Origin of the sequence: Sphingobacterium sp. (genome assembly GCF_032065005.1) — a bacterium.
Lineage (GTDB): Bacteria > Bacteroidota > Bacteroidia > Sphingobacteriales > Sphingobacteriaceae > Sphingobacterium.
Genome location: NZ_DAMBMM010000012.1, coordinates 31,278 through 48,282 on the forward strand (window position 1 = coordinate 31,278; position 17,005 = coordinate 48,282).

Below are 17,005 nucleotides of genomic sequence, written 5' to 3' on the forward strand. Positions count from 1 at the left end.
GAATCAGAAAAAATCACAAGGCTTAACCAGCCTAATTTTTATTAATGTGGATAATCTCAAGGCAAAATAAAAGAGCTGTTTATTAAACAGCTCTTTTTTCTAGAATGGATAACCTATCGCTAGGTTAAACACCAGATTATCTCTTCTCCAATCTCTGTCTCGAATGTCGATATATTTAAATACCCAACGGTCATCTTTAGGACGATATGGTACTCTAAATGGAATGGCAAAGTCTGTACGGATTATCAAGAAATCTAAATCTAACCTTAATCCTAAACCACCACCAACAGCTAACTCACTTAAGAAATCCTTACTGAAACGACCTCCAGGTTTGTTATCATCTTTGTTTTGCAACCACACGTTACCCGCATCGATAAAAGCGGCCCAATGTAGCATTCCTGCAATCTTTGCCCTATATTCCGTGTTCAATTCTAGTTTATAATCACCAGTTTGGTCAGCAAAAAAGTTATCCTCTCCCAAGTTTTCCGGCAGGGATGAACCCGGACCTACCGCACGTGCCCTGAAAGCCCTCAAACCATTGGGACCACCAGTGAAATACTGCTTTAAATAAGGTAGAGAACGCGAGTTTCCGTAGGAATAACTCGTTCCGATCATTATCCTGGATGCCAAGGTTGAAGTAGGCGTAATCTTTAAATAATGCCTTAAATCAGCCTCTGCTTTGATAAATTGCGAATACGGAGTGCCAAATAGTTCCTTGATTTTCCCTTCATTATAGTTGGCCCCTTGAATCAGACCCAGGATATTTCCTGAGGTGTTCAATCCTGCTTTGGCATAAAAAGTATGTTTTTTGTTCTCCATGGTATTCGTGAAAGTGTACACGTAATTTGGACCAAAAGAGAATTGAGGGTCAACAATGTGTCTTAGGGTAGGAACGGTGTCCATTTGTGCCCTATATTCATCTGAAATTCCACGAGGTTGAACATAGATAATCTCGGCAAGCGTTAGATTATGGTCTTTCTGCTGGTTTTCCTTCCATGCATAACCATAGTTTAAGGTCATTGAATTCAAGGTATAGGCAGTCCTACGGTTCAGGAATTCATAACCTGCTTTTAAGAATGTCTTAGGGATATATTGTTTCCCTGGCGTCCATTTATAAGGAGATAGCAAGCGCGGCCAGGTAATCCCTACCTCGGCACCATAACGGATATAGGAAGAATTTAAGTTTACATTTCCACCTGTTTGGGTCTCATATCCGCCAAAAACAGATACAGTTAAGTTCTCAAATCCTTTAAAAGCATTCTTTAGGGTCCAATTGGCAGTTACTTCCGTACCGTTATAAACGGCAGCGGTTTTACCGACCAGCTCCAAACGAATGGATTTTTTCTCCATTGGTGTTAAATAATAGTACACATCCAAATGATCGGTGGAATCAGGACTGTCCACAAATTCGTTCTTTACGAATTTGAAGGTATTCAGGTTCACCAAGTGATTGATGGTCATATTATGGTTCCAACGGTTGTACATCTGCTCTGGTTCCAAGAACAGGTGGTTGGCCAAAACTTTTTTGCGGTATTTGTTCTGCGGGTCTATGATGTAGAACTTATCATCATATTTCTCCACACTTCTGGGAACCCTTCTTCTATTGGATCCAGCAGTTTCCTTATAATCTGCAAAAACATATACATTACCAATATGTTGCGGCTCCTTTGCTTGTCTAGGAGTTTCCGGTTTTACGATCATGAACATGTCGACTTTATTGTCTCCAATTGTACTGTCCACTTCAACCAATAAATTATCAGGACTAAAATAATAATAACCCTGTTCCTTCAACTTATTGTCGATCCGGTCTCTTTCGTTCAAGATAACATCCAGGTTATAGTTGTTTCCGGGCTGCAATAAGGTCTGATCTTTGGTACTGATGATTGATTTTCCCAAGCGAGTATTGCTATCCACGTCAAATTTAACCTCATTGATCCTGTAGATAGGTCCTGGAAAGGCATCATATTGAATAGTGGCCATTTTACCATCGATAAGCGTATCAGAGGTCACTCTCGCGGTAAAGAAGCCCAGGTTTTCCATCTTGTTCCTTAGCAGGTTTTCGTTGTATTCACGATTAACATCGCTTAATAGGACAGGGGCTTCCCCTTGTTTTTTCAACCAACGTCTCACGAAGTTATTGCTGGTATCAGGGCCACCACCCATATTCCAGAGGCCAACCTTAAAGTAAACCCCTAATAGTTTACTGTTTGGCTTGGGCAATAAGGAGTTTTCCAAGAAAGTCTCAAAACCTTCTTTTCGCTCTTTAGGAATAGTATCATTATGGATGACAACATCGCCCTCTTTATAGAACTTGTCCCCTTCAGCAATGTATTTTGTAGGATTACAGCTTGCGACAAGCAATAGTCCAAAGGAGTATGCAAATAGGTGCTTAATTTTCATTATTACCCCCTTCCTCTTCTTCATTTTTAATGGCAGACTTATTTGGTTCAATGGTATTTGTTGAAGTATCTCTATGTGTGCTATCTATGGGAAGGCCAGTGCTATCTGGCTGTGTTTTCAACTCTTCCTGTTTTCTCTCTTTTTCCCGTTCTTCCATGCGTTTTCTGAATTCAGGGCTATGGATCATCAAACTATCACGGATGACCATGCGAACAGAATCACGGTACACCGAATCGGTTTCCATTCTTTCCACATCAAATCTTCTTCTGAACCCACGGCTATCGGTATTATAATATTCCTGTAGCGCTTTGGAATTCATAAACAATTCCCTAAATCTGTTGTAGCTCATGTTGATGATAAAACCTATACCAGTCTCTACAAATTGCCCTTGTAGGGTGGCCTGATATTGGTTTTTGCGGTAAACTCTCGCAAAGTAGCGTCCGTCCTTCGATAATTGATAGTCTAGGGATATATCACCTGCAATATTAGAAGCTTTTTCGCCAGGACGAGTATTTCCTTCAACTTCAAAGTTAGAACCTATCGTGATTTTCAAACGATCATCAAATAGCATCTTAGAGATTCCTACGTTGAGGTCGGTCCTTGTTTCCGCATTTCCGGTCAAGTAATCCTCTTCAGAATTCAAGTTGAAATCAAGCTCCACGCCCTTAATCAGGTCAGAGGCTAAATTGTTCAATTGACCCGTTAGGAATGAACTTACCGTACTTCTAACCATCGCTTCCGTACCACCTCCAGACAAACTTTCAAATGGATTAGCCGACATAAATCGACCCAAGGCAATCAAGGAGAAAACCTGTTTGTTTAGTTCTGCCGGATCCTCACGCATATTTGATAGGGCAATATTTACCTTACTGACCACATCTTGCGAAACAATGGCATTCTTTTCATCCAGATCGATATCGAAATTGATCTGCGGTTTAAACAGTTCGCCGGTCAATTTCAATAATACATTGAATGGAACCCTTTGTTTATATAGGTTTTGGCTCTCAGAACCAATTTGGTTCTGTACCAATTCCAGTGTAGCGAACTTACCGGAGTAAACAGCAGTAATGTCTAATCTGGCATCCAATGGATCTCCATTCCATGTAATGGTACTTCCTTTTTGGAAACTGAAATCCTTTGAAATAGGGCCGAAGGAGAAGGTATAGTCACCTTTTTCCACGGTAAAGGTTCCAGACATGGTAATTTTCTCATTGGCATCAATGCTGGTATTGATTTCTGCCACCCCTTGAATATTTAATGCATCTTGAGTTCCTTCATCCAAGATAACCTTGAATTTAGCATCAGGGTCTGTGCTCAGGTTCAAGGCAATATCATATCCTGATAATTGACTTGATACCGTCGTCAAGGAATCGAGTTGAGCAAATACATTGGCTCTTGCGGTATCACTCTTATCCACGAATTTCACAACGCCTTCGCGTTGCGCAACTCCTGGATCGTCATTAGGCACAATAAAGTTGAAATCTGTCCTGTCATTTGCCTTGACATTACCGTCGATTCTTGGTTTATCCAAATCGCCTGTAATACGCAGGTTTGAAGTCACATACATCTTGCCAAAGAACAGATCATTGTCCAGACGGGTAGAGTTCATGACCTCGAAATCATCAGTGGTCAAGTTCAGGTTAAAGATAAAATCTGTATAGGTAGTCGTTTTGATAGTACCATTTAGTCGAGCAACATTGTTCTTGGAATCCACCAAATTAAACTGACGGAAAGAAATACCTTGATCATTAAAATAGATCTTTTGGTTATCCGCGCGCATATTGGAGTTCAACATCGATGCATTGATAATGGCATCATGGAAAGTCAGCTCTCCATTGATCCTTGGCGCAGAAGTAGTTCCTGTTATTTTCAGGGCACCAGATAAATCCCCTTGAGCATCTCTCAAATTACCCAAACTGAAGGCTTGGATAGTTTGCATGCGCATTGGATTTAGGTTCAGGGTTGCATCAATCTGCATATCACCTTCTGGAGGAGAGATAACATCCCCAACCAAATGAACGTCATTTCCGTTTTCAGTAATTCTAACATCGGCGGAATACGTATTTTCTTTGATGTTGTTTACCTTTAACGCAACATTACCAATGGTATCAGTACCAAAGAAGAACTTATCGATTGTCAAATCGGAAACAAATACTGGAGAAGACTCAAACCTAGATACCGTCGCGTTTCCATTGATACCTCCACCAACTTTTAGCGTTTCAGATTGAAGCATTTCGGTAATGGTTTCAATTCTAAAATTGTTGAAGCTAAGGTCAATAGGGGCGTTGAAGGTTGAATCCTGAGATTGAATACGCAATTCCTGCCCTTCATTGGATAGAACAAAGCCTGAAGCGCGAACACCACTCTGTCCAAAACTGATTACATTGTTCGGTTCGATATCCCAATCTTCATAGTTCAACATCAGTCCATCTTCTTTCAGGGAAAGATTATAGCTGTTGTTGCCAACCAGCATGGTCGCACCTAAATGATACTGTTCCTTATCTTCCTTATCCTTGATCCATAGTCCGAAATCAACATTGTTTTCAACCACACTACCACTGATAACCGTGTTTCTAAGCTCGATATTGCTAACTAAGATATGGCCAATCAAGGCATTGTAATATAGGGTACTGTCGGCCGTGATGATATCGACACCCACATTTTCTATCTCAGTGCCCGCATAAGTGACTTTCGGTGCCAAGAGCTTGGCCATTAAGGTCCGGTCTGCACTGTTGAAAGTACCATCTAAGGTTACATCCTGCAGTTCTTCCAGTTCCGGAAGGAAATCCCTAACGATCCTCGAACGATATAGACGTGCTGAAAATTCAAATTGCTGTGGTGAATATTCATATTTCTGATGTACCCCTGAAGGATTATAGTATGTCTGTATAATATCTGAAATGGAAGAGCCCAATTCAGTCAGTTTATAACTTCCCGTCAAATGGGCACTCATAAACTCAGAGTTTAATATCAACGTATTTTTACCGGTATCAGCCTGTGCTGTTAGTGAAATCGTATCCAAAGCATAGCGTTCCTTCTCATAGGCAATCGAAGAATTGGCCACCAATAATGACCCGTTCAGATTATCCAAATCTAGGCTTTCAAAATCGGCCACAATCTTCCCATGGTATCTGACATCTTGATCCATTAATTTCAAATTCTTGAAATTAATGCTGTCAATCATCATTTCCGCATATAGTTTCGGGAATTGACCACGCATATCTGCTTGGATGTTGGCATCAAGGTCAATGTTAGGGTCAGGACTGTTTATGGTTCCAGCAATATCCCCAGAACGTGCCGTAAGGTCAAAATTAATGTCCTTATAGCTATAGCCCATCGCATCAAAACGGTTCAGCGTACCTAATATATCGGCCTGCATGGTCTTTGGATCTAGGCCAGTACCATTCACTTGGGCTTGTGCAGAAACATAACCCAAAACAGAATCCTGTTTCAGGAATTCGCCCAGGTTGAAATTGTCAACCGTCACATAGGCATTATAGGTCGTATCTCTACCCATGTTCAACTTTCCATTAACCGTGGCATTTCCTTGCTCTGTAATCAATTTCATGTCGGTGTCAAAACCGTTCATGCCTCCTTTAAAGGTACCTGTCAAACTGATGTTCCTAGGTAATTGTATGCTATCAGGCAATAGGGAAGGAGCGATCAATTGATTGAGGTCGTTTCGGCCTGTAACCAATTTTTTCAGGTTCAGGTCAAGATACATTTTATCGACATCCGGAAGCCCCTTAATATGAGCTGTTGCTATTACATGGGTGTTGTTCAGAGTTTTAAACTCAAAACGAGGAATGCGAAGGTCGTTCAATTTACCCAACACTTTGCCATCAATATAAAAGCGCTTGTTCATTAACGGCTTCATAACATCCTCTTTTTCAAGATCAGGAGCTAAAAACCTAATGTCTTTCATATCAATGTGACTCTTTTTGATATTGGCATTGATAGTCATGGCCGCTGGATTGTTTGAAACAGCATCCAATGATGGATATGAAATGACAATCTCATCCTGAATCAGGGTATTTGGAGTTTCAATCAATAAGTCCTTGATGGTTGCTCCTGTATTGGTATAGACGAAATCACCTTTCAACATTTTTAGGTCAAAACCAGAATGGTCTTTTACCGTGAATCCTTTTAGATCACCTGAAATAGAGTCTGAAGAATAATAGAGCTCATCTAAAGCTCCTGCAATATCGGTAAGCTTAAGGTTGAAATAGTCAATTCCCTTGGTCCTGGCTTGATTATCATCCTTAAACCAGAAATTCGTCTTTTCTATGGCCAGTTTATCAACAGAAACCTTCCAGTTGACTGAAGATGTTGTGGTATCAGCCTTATCGTCAAAAGTGTGTTCGGTAGTTGTTTTTCCAAATAGAACCTCAGAATCTGATTGCGAAAGCTTGATTTCTTTCAGCTTTACGATTTCTTTGTTCAGGTCAATCTGATCAATGTTACCAGCAAGATTCTTGATATCAAATTTGCTCTGCATATTGATCGCCTTATCATCATATCGGATAAAGATATTCTTCAGGTCAACAGTCTTGATATCTATGTCTGGAAGAAGGGAGCTTTGTTCTACACTCTGATCGGTAATACCAAAATCCGATGCTTTAACAGAATCTTGCGAGCTGATGACAGCCCATTGCTTGATATCAGCAGATAAACCATCGATTTTTACATTCGGCATGCCAAATGCCATATTATTCGTCAGGTCAAATTTAGATACCCGGGTATCAAACTTATTTAAGTAAATATCTGCGGAGGTACCAATGACATCATCCTTATAGACAAATTTTATTCTTTCAAAATTGACTTTGTCAATATCAAAGGTTAGGGCAGAGGAAGAGTCAGCGGTAGCTGTGCTTTCCTTTTCTGAAGAAAATGCAGCTACAATATAATCAAAGTTAAAAGAACTATCAGGAAGCTTTCTGTTGATTTTGGCAGTAATCCCTTTTAACTGAAGTTCGTTGATTTCAACAGTGTTCTTTAATAATTTGAACATATTGATGTCGACCATCAGGGATTCTCCCGCAATGAGGGTGTCCTTCGATTCATCCGCAAAAAAGACATCGTTCAACTCCAGCTTTTTGGGAAAGTTGATATAGATGTGGCCAATATCTACCTGAGTTCCAAGCTTGTTCTCTAAATAATTCGAAACCTTGCCAACCACATAGTTTTGAACTGAGGGAAGACGGATCAGAAAAATTAGAAGTAAAATTAAAGCTATTATGGACCCTATAATCCACAAGACCGTTTTTAATACAATTCGACCAAATCTATTCAAAGCCTGAAAAATATCCTTTTATAATTAATATTGTATCTCTTACTAACACCTATTAGCTGCATTTGTTTAATAATAAATCAATTTAATTGCAGCATAATTTCCCTGCAAATATATAGTTTGAAAAGGAAAATACCCTAGATTTCTTTATTGTCTTTCGGTGAATTAAAGCAAGGAATGTGCCGTATATTCTATTAATAATCAATTTGTTTACACTAAGTATTTTCATTTATGAATATTGAAACAACAATAAACTATTGTTTAAAAATTTTGAATTATTGGTTTCTTATGTTTCTGTTTCCTAGGTCTATAATAATAATTGCTTAGCTACTTTTGTAAAATTTTAATATTGCTGTAGCGTTTCTCTTTCCATTTGTGAAACCTGTGCAATATTTTGCTTTTACATGGTCCATCAAGTGAATAAAAAGAAAGAATTCTTATATTTATATACCTTCATCAATCTAAATTTTAAACATGAAAAGAAAAAACTTTATCACAACCATTCTAGTCGGAGCAAGTTCAGGAGCATTATTGAGTTCTTGCGCAAATGAGTCATCTAATGCCAAACAAGGCTCAAATGCCGACTCTACTTCTGCAGCTAGCACTTCAACGACAACAGCTACGCAACAGGATGAGCTTGGTTCGGGACTGATTGTACATAATGTATATTTTTGGCTTAAAGATGGAATCACTCCTGAGGAAGAGAAAGATTTCATGAACTTTTTTGAAGAACTGAAAAAAGTTCCAGGACCTAAAGCCTTGAGATTCGGAAAACCAGCACCTACGACGCCTCGCGATGTCGTAGACAACTCTTTTTCCTACTATTTATTGGTGACTTTCAATACCATGGACGATATCAATACCTACGAACATCATCCGATTCATCTTGAAGCGGTGGATAAATTCAGTAAATATTGGACCAAAGTTCAGGTAAAGGATGCTATCCTGATGTAATCTTGACCGATAAAAATATAAAAGAGGCCGTTGGATTTCCCGACGGCCTCTTTCGTTCAGTAAAAAATCTAAGAAATTAGTGGACTTCAATATCCGTTCTTTGTGTGTTTTCTTCTGTTTTTGCGGCCTCATTAGGGTCTTTATCTTCTGGTTTATCACTGCGTTCCACAGTAATTTTGCATTCAGTCAACAAAGCTGCTATAGCGCCTACCGCTGCAAAGATCGGAGCCAATACAACTCCAATTACACCTAAGGTTACTGGAAAGCTCATAATGTCTTTTCCGTGCTTATCAGCAATGCTGATCTTCGTAACGTTTCCTTCAGCGATTAAATCCTTGATTCTTTTTAATAAGTTCTCTCCAGTTACTGAGAATGTTTCTTTAATTGACATAGTTGTTCGTTTTTATTTGATATACAATTTGTTGCTAAGTTATTTTTGTTACTCAAAGATAAGACTTGTACAACTTTCTCTACTACGAGATTAGGTCAATCAATATATATTTTCGGTAATTGCCAATAAATAATCGGTGAAAATTCCAATCTTGGACCTACTTGCTTATTTCCTGGATGATGACCACAATCCCCATCAATAAAACAAACCAACCGAATGCAGGTTTCAATTTTTTTCCATCAATCTTCTGGCTCAGTTTAGAACCGATCAATATGCCTGCAATAGCAATTCCGGAAATGGTTAATAGGAAAGTCCAGTTGATCAAATGGAAGTCTAATTTTCCAATGAAGCCAAAAAGTGAATTCGCAGCAATGATCAATAGGGAAGTACCTACCGCTTTTTTCATCGGCATTTGATTAAAGATGATCAATGCCGGAATAATCAAAAAACCTCCTCCAGCACCGACTAGTCCGCTGATTAAGCCTACAGCAGCACCTTGAAATACCAATGGCAGGATACTTTGACGACTTAATTTCTTAGATTCCTCCTCCTGATTTCCTTTTATCATTTTCAAGGCCGCAAACAGCATCAGGACAGCAAATAGGAGCATGATTCCCATATTTTTGCTTACTGCAAAGCTGCCAATCTGAAACAAATGATTCGGGATGGCCTCAATGACATATAACCGGGTCAAAAACACCGTAATAATGGAAGGTAAACCAAAATATAATGCTGTTTGAAAATCAACTAAATTATTTCTGAAATAGGGGATTGCTCCAACTGCAGAGGTAGAACCAACAATAAATAGGGAATAGGAAGTGGCCAGTAATGGATCTATATGAAATAGGTAAACCAAAACAGGCACAGTTAAAATACTGCCTCCACCACCAATCAATCCAAGTGAAACTCCAATCCCAATCGACGCAAAATATCCTAAATACTCCATAAATAAATTTTTCTTCCGCAAAGTTCAGGTAAAGATTTTTTGGAGTTAGTTACATTAGTTACATAGCTATGAAGCAGTTTTGCTCAGGATATGAGTAACTTTGGTTACTGAAAGACTTTTTTAAAGACCGTACTTTTGCACAAAATTTATTTAACGACTATGGATTTATTAATGGGGCCTTGGCCCTGGTACGTCGGCGGCTCATTGGTCGCCCTTATTATGCTGGCTTTAATTTTACTAGGTAGAACATTTGGATTTTCATCCAATTTCAGAAACATCTGTGCCGTCTTGGGTGCAGGCAATTCCTGTAGCTTTTTTAAATTTGATTGGAAAAAACAGATCTGGAACCTGTTGTTCCTGCTAGGGTCTGTTATTGGTGGCTTCCTTGCCGCTCACTTCCTTTCCGACAATCAAATTCCTCAAATTTCCGAACAGACAGTCACTGACCTGAAGGAATTAGGAATTGAAAGCGCCGGAAAAGCCTACTCTCCAACGGAAATCTTCGAAACCATAAACGCTAAAAACATCGCTATCCTTGCAATTGGTGGTTTATTGATCGGTTTCGGAACACGATATGCTGGTGGATGTACTTCTGGACATGCAATCTCTGGTCTGAGTGACCTACAATGGCCTTCGTTGATTGCTGTTGTCGGATTTTTTATCGGTGGACTTGCCATGGTTCATTTATTCTTCCCCCTTATTTTTTAAGACATGAAAAAATTAATTTATATATTATTAGGTGTGGCTTTTGGTATTGTCATGTATAAAGCAGAAGCGGCATCATGGTTCCGAATCTTTGAAATGTTCAGCTTTCAATCCTTCCACATGTTTGGATTTATGGCAACCGCTTTATTGATCGGCGTTCCTGCGGTACAATATTTGAAACGCAACAAAGTGAAAAATGCCAATGGCGATGCCGTATGTATTGCTCCGAAGGCTAAATCCATTCCTAGGTATCTCATTGGAGGAATCCTGTTTGGGCTTGGATGGGCGTTGGTGGGCGCATGTCCAGGACCAGTTTTTGTGTTGATCGGTTCAGGATTGTACAGCATGTTGATCGTTGCGGGTTTTGCAATCTTGGGAACCTATTTATATGGTCTTGTGAAAGATAAATTGCCTCATTAACAAATTGATGTGTAACAAAAGTAGCGGATACTGATTTTTGATAGACCTAACTTTGTTGTATAAAATTTGTGATATGATAAAATTATTAACAGTACCAGAGTTTAAGGCTCAAATAAAAAACAATGACGTTCAACTCATCGATGTGAGAACAGAAATGGAATATTCATTAGGTAAGATTGATGGATCTACGTTGATTAATGTTCAGTCTTCTGATTTTATGGATCAGGCTAAAAAATTCATTGATTTTAAAAAGCCAATCTTTATATATTGCCGTTCTGGAGCTCGCTCACATATGGCAGCCAAGATCTTGGAAAACATGGGTGCAAAAGAAATTTTCGATCTACAGGGAGGATTTTTATCTTGGGGCCAAAACAATAAGTAAGAAACATTAACTTAACAGAATTATAAATTTAATATTTTAAAGGAATACTATGTTTTTTCAACAAGTTTATGATAAAACCTTAGCTCAAGCCAGTTTTTTTATTGGCTGTCAAGCTAAAAATGAAGCGATTGTAATTGATGCAAAAAGGGATATAGATACCTATTTGGAAATTGCAAAGCAAAATAACATGAAGATTACGCACATTGCTGAAACACATATACATGCTGATTTCCTTGCAGGTTCCCGCGAACTGGCAGAAGTAACCGGTGCTAAATTATATCTTTCTGATGAAGGTGGTGAGAATTGGCAATATGAATTCCCACATGAAGGGCTAATGGATGGCGATGTCATCAAAGTGGGTAACCTAAGTTTGGAGGTTATGCATACCCCAGGTCATACCCCTGAAAGCATCAGCTTTTTGTTAAGGGATCACCCTGCTTCCGAAGAACCTGTAATGATTTTTACAGGAGACTTCGTTTTCGTAGGTGATATTGGTAGACCTGACCTGTTGGAAGAAGCTGCTGGCCTGGTTGGGACCAAGGAAATTGGTGCCCAGCAAATGTTTGAATCATTGAAAAAGTTTGCTGCATTACCTGATTACGTGCAAGTATGGCCAGGCCACGGTGCCGGATCAGCTTGTGGTAAAGCCTTAGGAGCGGTTCCGAGCAGTACAGTGGGCTATGAAAAAATCAGAAACTGGGCATTCCAATTCGGAGATGACTATGAAGGGTTTAAGAACTACCTATTGAGCGACCAACCTGAAGCTCCTGTTTACTTTGCCATGATGAAGAAATTGAACAAGGTAGACAGACCTCTGCTGGTTGAAGTTCCTGAGCATCCTACCTTATCGGTGGAAGAGGTTGAAAAAATGGAAGATATCACCTTAATCGATACCCGCCATAAAACTGAATTTGCAAAAGGACACTTAAAGGAGGCCATCAATATTCAAAACAACAATTCCTTGGCAAATTGGGCCGGATGGATGATTGGCTATGATGAAAATATGGTCATGATAGCTGACGAAGGCAATCAAGAAGAGATCACTAGAAAATTGATGCGAATCGGTTTAGATAACATCAAAGGCTTTGTGACTGATCTGGAAACAGCAGAATTGGAAAAAACCAAGCTTGTCGATGCAGATACGGTTGAAGCGATGAAAGATAATGCCGACACGGTATTACTGGATGTACGCGGTTCATCTGAATTCAAAGCTGAACATATCCCTGGAGCAGAACATCGTTTCGTGGGCTCTTTTAGAAAGAAATTGCCTACAGATATCAAAGATAAAAAGATCATTATTCAATGTCAATCTGGAGACAGAGCTACTATTGCGGCTTCTTACCTAGAGAAAAATGGTTTCGATCAAGTTTATAATTACGCCGGTAGTTTTATAGACTGGAAAAACCAAGGTAAAGAAACAACAAAATAGTATATTTGAGTATGAGTCTAATAGAAAACGCTTATACCGGAATATTAGAACCCGCCTTAATTGAAGAAATTGAGGCGGTTGCTACTTTAAAGACCTTTCAGTCTGGTGATATTATCATTGATATCGGCCAATATATCCGTTCCATGCCGTTGCTGTTGACAGGAGCGATTAAGATCATGAGGGAGGATGAAAAGGAAGGGGAGTTGTTACTTTATTATTTAGCCAAGGGTGAAACTTGCACCATGTCGATTGCCTGTTGTTTAGGCAATAAGAAAAGTGAAATCAGGGCTCAAGCAGAAATGGAGACAGCGGTTGCCATGATCCCTAATCAGTACCTCAATGAATGGCTTGTCAAATATAGTTCTTGGAGAAGCTTTATCCTCAATAGTTACTCATCCAGAATGAATGAAATGCTTGGTGCAATCGATAACTTGGCATTTTCAAAAATGGAAGATCGGATCATGAACTATCTCAAGGAGAAGGTAAAGCTTACTGAAGATAGAATTCTTACAGTCACTCATCAAGATATAGCCCTAGACCTTAATACTTCACGTGTGGTGGTCTCTAGGATACTTAAGAAGCTGGAAAACGAAGATAAGATCGTATTACTTCGGAATGAAATACGGGTATTAGTGTAAAAGCTAACGCTCTAATAAGAATAATATTAGGGACAAGTGATAATAGGAAATGTTTTTATGTTTGAATACCTTTTTCAACGTAGAGATTGCCTTAGATCTTGAAAAATAAACATTACTGGCAGTTGTCCCTAATTCCTCACAGATCTCGGCTGTTTCCTTACCCTCCAATACCGATAACTGAATGATTTTTCCCTGCTGTTTCGGTAATTTCTCAATCTCTTTTACAATCAATTCAATCAACTCAGTATAGATGATCTTGCTCAGGATGCTTTCCTCACCAGACTCTAGATCAACCAACCATTCTTCATCATGCTGAAGTTGATTCCTTTTCAATTTCAAATGGTCCAAACATTCGTTCCTTGTAACAAGGTATAGGAAAGATTTAATGCTCTCCTCGGCATGAAAGTTTTCTTTCTTTTCCCATAACTTAAAAAAGGCCTCAGAAACAATTTCTCTGGCAATGTCCCTGTCCTTGATAATTTTGAAGGCATAGAAGTGCAAGGCATGGCTGTATTGATCCATGAAGTAGCATAAAGAAGATTCTTTACCCTGCTGTAAGCCAATGACTTCCTTGTCAAAATTATTCATGTTGTGATTTGATAGGCAATATTAAAATGGTCAATATAAATTTAATGTTAATTTGACGAATAAAAAAGTTTAAAGCATTTTTTTAAGCAATAAAATAGAAAGAAATTAGCCTGTTTTAAATTAATTACAATATCCCTACATAATATAGTAACAGGAAATGCAGAGGTTTGAGGATAAAAAAATCGAGATCTGCTTTCGCAAACCTCGATTCCTCAATTATAATAAAATGACTCTAACAAAACTTACTCATTTTCAATTTTAGACAACCCAAAATTCTCAAGCCTGTAGTCTACTGTCTTATGTCTTTAAATAGCTTTAAAGTTCCAGAACCATGCAGTTCCCCAAGGGCCTACGCCAGGTTCAGGATAGCTTAATACAATTTCTGAATCATTGATTATCAGGATATCATATTCATAGACAGGAGCATTTCCTTCATTAGGAGATTTTCCACAAAGGACAGTCACCCCTTTGGTGGTTAATTTTCCTTTCGCCCAAACGGTTCCATCGTCCAAGGTTACTTTCTTGCCCATGTCAAAAGAAAAGCTTCCCACTTCTTGTTGGCCTGTAGATTTTACTTTGGTCAATTTCGCTCCGCGAAGGGAAAAGATCATTTTAGCGCCTTTTCCCTCACCAGGAGCCTGACCATCTATATCGGCCTCTTTCAAGGTCCACCATGCTGGACCATTGCTGCCCATATAACCTCCATTTCCCCAAACTGCAGGTTTGGTCGTATCCCATACCCAAGTCTTGTCCTTACCATCGGTTAGCATTCCCCATTCCAAAGGAACAGCAAATGACAACTCATCAACAGTGACTTTCAAGGACTTGCTGATCTTACTGCCATCAGGGTTTAGACCAGTAAAGATGATTTCATTTTCTCCAGTGGAAACTAGAAGAACAGTATCTGTTTTCTTTTGTGTTACGCCGGTTCCATAATCCCAGGAGGATAGGACCGGACTATTGTTGTTGACTACTACCTTATTGCTCTTTTTACCATTTACGGTCAGAACAGTGGCAGAGATATCCAGTTGCTCAGCGGCAATGGCCGAACCCAATTCCATTCGATCTTCTATAGGTTCACAACCCAATAACAAGGCAAATGAAATCGAAAATATGATGATATTGATTAAATTTCTCATTTGTTTAAGTTTATTGATTACCAACCTGGAAATTCATTGCTTGAATCTCCCCAACCTTTATTTTGAACCAATACGCCTTCTGAAAGCGCAATCTGCGAACTTGGAATCGGCCAAAAACCGCCTGTAGCATCGAAACGTGCCTTATATCCGCCGCCAAACCCCTTCATTTTCGTATCAATCCCTTTGTTTTTGATGTCCACACCTTCTTGTTTTGCCAAGGCAGCACTAGCATCATTCCAACGCATCAAATCAAAATAGCGTAAGCCTTCAAATGATAGCTCCCAACGGCGTTCTCTTTTTAATGCAGCCAATGAATAGGCTACTGGTGTCAATTTAGCCCTTGCTCTTACCCTGTTTAGGTTAGTTGCAGTCTCCGTTAATTCCGCATGCATCAGCAGTACATCTGCAAACCTGATCAATGCTAGGTCCTGGGTATGCGCAAGTTGCATTTCGGATTGTGCGGCATTGGCCAAGATGGCATAGGATGGGAGTAGAGCTCCGCTTTCCTTGTCATAGGCTGTAATGGATATGTATTTCTTCTGCCAAAAACCCGTTTCTTCCATTTGGTTATCGGCCCCAAAGATATAGGAGTCTACATCAGCTGTCGCATTGATGATGGAGCCTTCACGTCTCACATCTGTTGGCTCTGCCTGTTTCCATTCGTTCCAAAGGTTGCTGTTCACTGGTCCTGCTCCCCAGCCTTGGCCAAATGGGAATGTTCCAGCTAAACCGTTGTTAGAACGCAATCCAAAGTGTAAGTTGTATTGATTGGAATACCCCAAATTATACTGATCTCCCCAATCCACCAAGGTGCCGAATTTCACTGCAAAAACAGTTTCCTTATGGCCCTCGCCTTCATACTTAAGGTTGTTATCCTTTGCGTATTTATAGTCCAGCTTGGTGAACTCATTGGAATACGGCCACAGATTCCTGAAATCACTTACCAGATCATGACCGCTGTTTTTGATACAATCATCTAACCATTGGATGACCTGCCCTTTGGTTACCGATCCACCAGATGCTAAAGGAAGATCTGCTTTTTTATAATATCCAGTGTAGAAAAGGAAAACCCTTGCCATCAATGCTTCTGCTGCCCATTTGGTCGCATGACCCGAAGGAATTGAATTATATGGCGTTGCTGGCATCAGGCTGATCGCAGTCTTCAAATCCTCCGCAATCAATGCATAGGTCTCCGCCGCTGGGTTTTTAGGGATATTGGTAACTTGAGTACTGGTTACCAAAGGAACCTCACCAAACATTTGGGAAAGTTCGAAATAATATAAAGCCCTTAAAAAATGAACCTCACCAAGGACTTGATTCTTCTGTCCTTCGCTGGTCCAACCTTGAACCTGATCCAAGGTTTCCAATGCCGTATTGGCCCTGAAGATCCCTTGGTATCTTGCAGTCCAAAAGGTCAAGAAACGGTCAGGCTGGGTATTCATCAGGTGATCTAAACCTTGCATATCGCGGTCATTCTCACCACCACCGCCAAAACGGTCGTCCGAAGCCAGTTCTGCCATGTAGAAATGCGTGTTCGCTACATTCGAAATTGCTGCGCTTAAACTTGAATAAATACCTGTAAGCATGGAGTTTGCATCCGATACATTGACCGGAAAATTCGCTGTATTTTTCTTATCGTAACTCTCAGAATCTAGAAACTTTTCACAAGAACTAAGAAATCCTACAGCCATCAATAATAATATCGTCTTTTTCATGATTGCAA

13 protein-coding genes are annotated in these 17,005 nt (G+C 39.6%); 6 read left to right on the forward strand and 7 right to left on the reverse strand.

What is annotated here, in order from left to right; genetic code table 11:
- Positions 1-99: 99 nt before the first annotated feature.
- Both RT138_RS16360 and RT138_RS16365 read right to left on the reverse strand, forming a co-directional pair.
- The gene (locus RT138_RS16360) at positions 100-2,424 is read right to left on the reverse strand and encodes a BamA/TamA family outer membrane protein (RefSeq protein ID WP_313191529.1); all 2,325 of its coding nucleotides are present in this window, start codon (positions 2,422-2,424) and stop codon (positions 100-102) included.
- Entirely contained in the window at positions 2,390-7,579 is a 5,190-nt protein-coding gene (locus RT138_RS16365; RefSeq protein ID WP_313191530.1) for a translocation/assembly module TamB domain-containing protein, read from the reverse strand. The genes RT138_RS16360 and RT138_RS16365 overlap by 35 nt, the downstream gene beginning before the upstream one ends.
- A gap of 585 nt (positions 7,580-8,164) precedes the next feature.
- Between RT138_RS16365 and RT138_RS16370 the strand changes: the two genes are divergently transcribed.
- Positions 8,165-8,644, forward strand: a complete 480-nt coding sequence (locus RT138_RS16370; RefSeq protein WP_313191531.1) for a Dabb family protein — start codon at positions 8,165-8,167, stop codon at positions 8,642-8,644.
- A 76-nt stretch (positions 8,645-8,720) separates the two neighbouring features.
- Here RT138_RS16370 and RT138_RS16375 read toward each other — a convergent pair whose 3' ends face one another.
- Positions 8,721-9,035, reverse strand: a complete 315-nt coding sequence (locus tag RT138_RS16375) for a DUF4342 domain-containing protein (protein WP_313191532.1) — start codon at positions 9,033-9,035, stop codon at positions 8,721-8,723.
- A 157-nt stretch (positions 9,036-9,192) separates the two neighbouring features.
- A complete protein-coding gene (locus RT138_RS16380; RefSeq protein ID WP_313191533.1) occupies positions 9,193-9,981 on the reverse strand; it encodes a sulfite exporter TauE/SafE family protein in 789 nt (262 codons plus the stop codon).
- 159 nt (positions 9,982-10,140) lie between these two features.
- Here RT138_RS16380 and RT138_RS16385 point away from each other — a divergent pair, with 159 nt between their 5' ends.
- The 5 genes from RT138_RS16385 (at position 10,141) to RT138_RS16405 (ending at position 13,555) form a co-directional block, all read left to right on the forward strand.
- Entirely contained in the window at positions 10,141-10,689 is a 549-nt protein-coding gene (locus RT138_RS16385; protein WP_313191534.1) for a YeeE/YedE thiosulfate transporter family protein, read from the forward strand.
- A 3-nt stretch (positions 10,690-10,692) separates the two neighbouring features.
- On the forward strand, positions 10,693-11,106 hold the full coding sequence (locus RT138_RS16390) for a DUF6691 family protein (protein WP_313191535.1): 414 nt from the start codon (positions 10,693-10,695) through the stop codon (positions 11,104-11,106).
- A 73-nt stretch (positions 11,107-11,179) separates the two neighbouring features.
- A complete protein-coding gene (locus tag RT138_RS16395; protein WP_313191536.1) occupies positions 11,180-11,488 on the forward strand; it encodes a rhodanese-like domain-containing protein in 309 nt (102 codons plus the stop codon).
- 49 nt (positions 11,489-11,537) lie between these two features.
- Complete coding sequence (locus RT138_RS16400) at positions 11,538-12,917, forward strand: MBL fold metallo-hydrolase (RefSeq protein ID WP_313191537.1); 1,380 nt, start codon at positions 11,538-11,540, stop codon at positions 12,915-12,917.
- A gap of 11 nt (positions 12,918-12,928) precedes the next feature.
- Positions 12,929-13,555 carry a Crp/Fnr family transcriptional regulator gene (locus RT138_RS16405; RefSeq protein WP_185217252.1) on the forward strand — a complete coding sequence of 209 codons (627 nt, stop codon included), beginning with the start codon at positions 12,929-12,931 and terminating at the stop codon, positions 13,553-13,555.
- 3 nt (positions 13,556-13,558) lie between these two features.
- Here RT138_RS16405 and RT138_RS16410 read toward each other — a convergent pair whose 3' ends face one another.
- The 3 genes from RT138_RS16410 to RT138_RS16420 all read right to left on the reverse strand — a co-directional run bounded on the left by RT138_RS16410 (position 13,559) and on the right by RT138_RS16420 (position 16,997).
- Entirely contained in the window at positions 13,559-14,143 is a 585-nt protein-coding gene (locus RT138_RS16410; protein WP_313191538.1) for a sigma-70 family RNA polymerase sigma factor, read from the reverse strand.
- Between the two features lie 305 nt (positions 14,144-14,448).
- Positions 14,449-15,282 carry a hypothetical protein gene (locus RT138_RS16415; protein ID WP_313191539.1) on the reverse strand — a complete coding sequence of 278 codons (834 nt, stop codon included), beginning with the start codon at positions 15,280-15,282 and terminating at the stop codon, positions 14,449-14,451.
- A 17-nt stretch (positions 15,283-15,299) separates the two neighbouring features.
- On the reverse strand, positions 15,300-16,997 hold the full coding sequence (locus RT138_RS16420; protein ID WP_313191540.1) for a RagB/SusD family nutrient uptake outer membrane protein: 1,698 nt from the start codon (positions 16,995-16,997) through the stop codon (positions 15,300-15,302).
- Positions 16,998-17,005 lie beyond the last annotated feature (8 nt).

Excerpts from the sequence above, each read along its gene's own strand:
- RT138_RS16360 (WP_313191529.1), bottom strand. The coding sequence starts at position 2,424 with ATGAAGAAGAGGAAGGGGGTAATAATGAAAATTAAGCACCTATTTGCA.
- RT138_RS16370 (WP_313191531.1), top strand. The coding sequence starts at position 8,165 with ATGAAAAGAAAAAACTTTATCACAACCATTCTAGTCGGAGCAAGTTCA.
- RT138_RS16375 (WP_313191532.1), bottom strand. The coding sequence starts at position 9,035 with ATGTCAATTAAAGAAACATTCTCAGTAACTGGAGAGAACTTATTAAAA.
- RT138_RS16380 (WP_313191533.1), bottom strand. The coding sequence starts at position 9,981 with ATGGAGTATTTAGGATATTTTGCGTCGATTGGGATTGGAGTTTCACTT.
- RT138_RS16385 (WP_313191534.1), top strand. The coding sequence starts at position 10,141 with ATGGATTTATTAATGGGGCCTTGGCCCTGGTACGTCGGCGGCTCATTG.
- RT138_RS16390 (WP_313191535.1), top strand. The coding sequence starts at position 10,693 with ATGAAAAAATTAATTTATATATTATTAGGTGTGGCTTTTGGTATTGTC.
- RT138_RS16395 (WP_313191536.1), top strand. The coding sequence starts at position 11,180 with ATGATAAAATTATTAACAGTACCAGAGTTTAAGGCTCAAATAAAAAAC.
- RT138_RS16400 (WP_313191537.1), top strand. The coding sequence starts at position 11,538 with ATGTTTTTTCAACAAGTTTATGATAAAACCTTAGCTCAAGCCAGTTTT.
- RT138_RS16405 (WP_185217252.1), top strand. The coding sequence starts at position 12,929 with ATGAGTCTAATAGAAAACGCTTATACCGGAATATTAGAACCCGCCTTA.
- RT138_RS16410 (WP_313191538.1), bottom strand. The coding sequence starts at position 14,143 with ATGAATAATTTTGACAAGGAAGTCATTGGCTTACAGCAGGGTAAAGAA.
- RT138_RS16415 (WP_313191539.1), bottom strand. The coding sequence starts at position 15,282 with ATGAGAAATTTAATCAATATCATCATATTTTCGATTTCATTTGCCTTG.
- RT138_RS16420 (WP_313191540.1), bottom strand. The coding sequence starts at position 16,997 with ATGAAAAAGACGATATTATTATTGATGGCTGTAGGATTTCTTAGTTCT.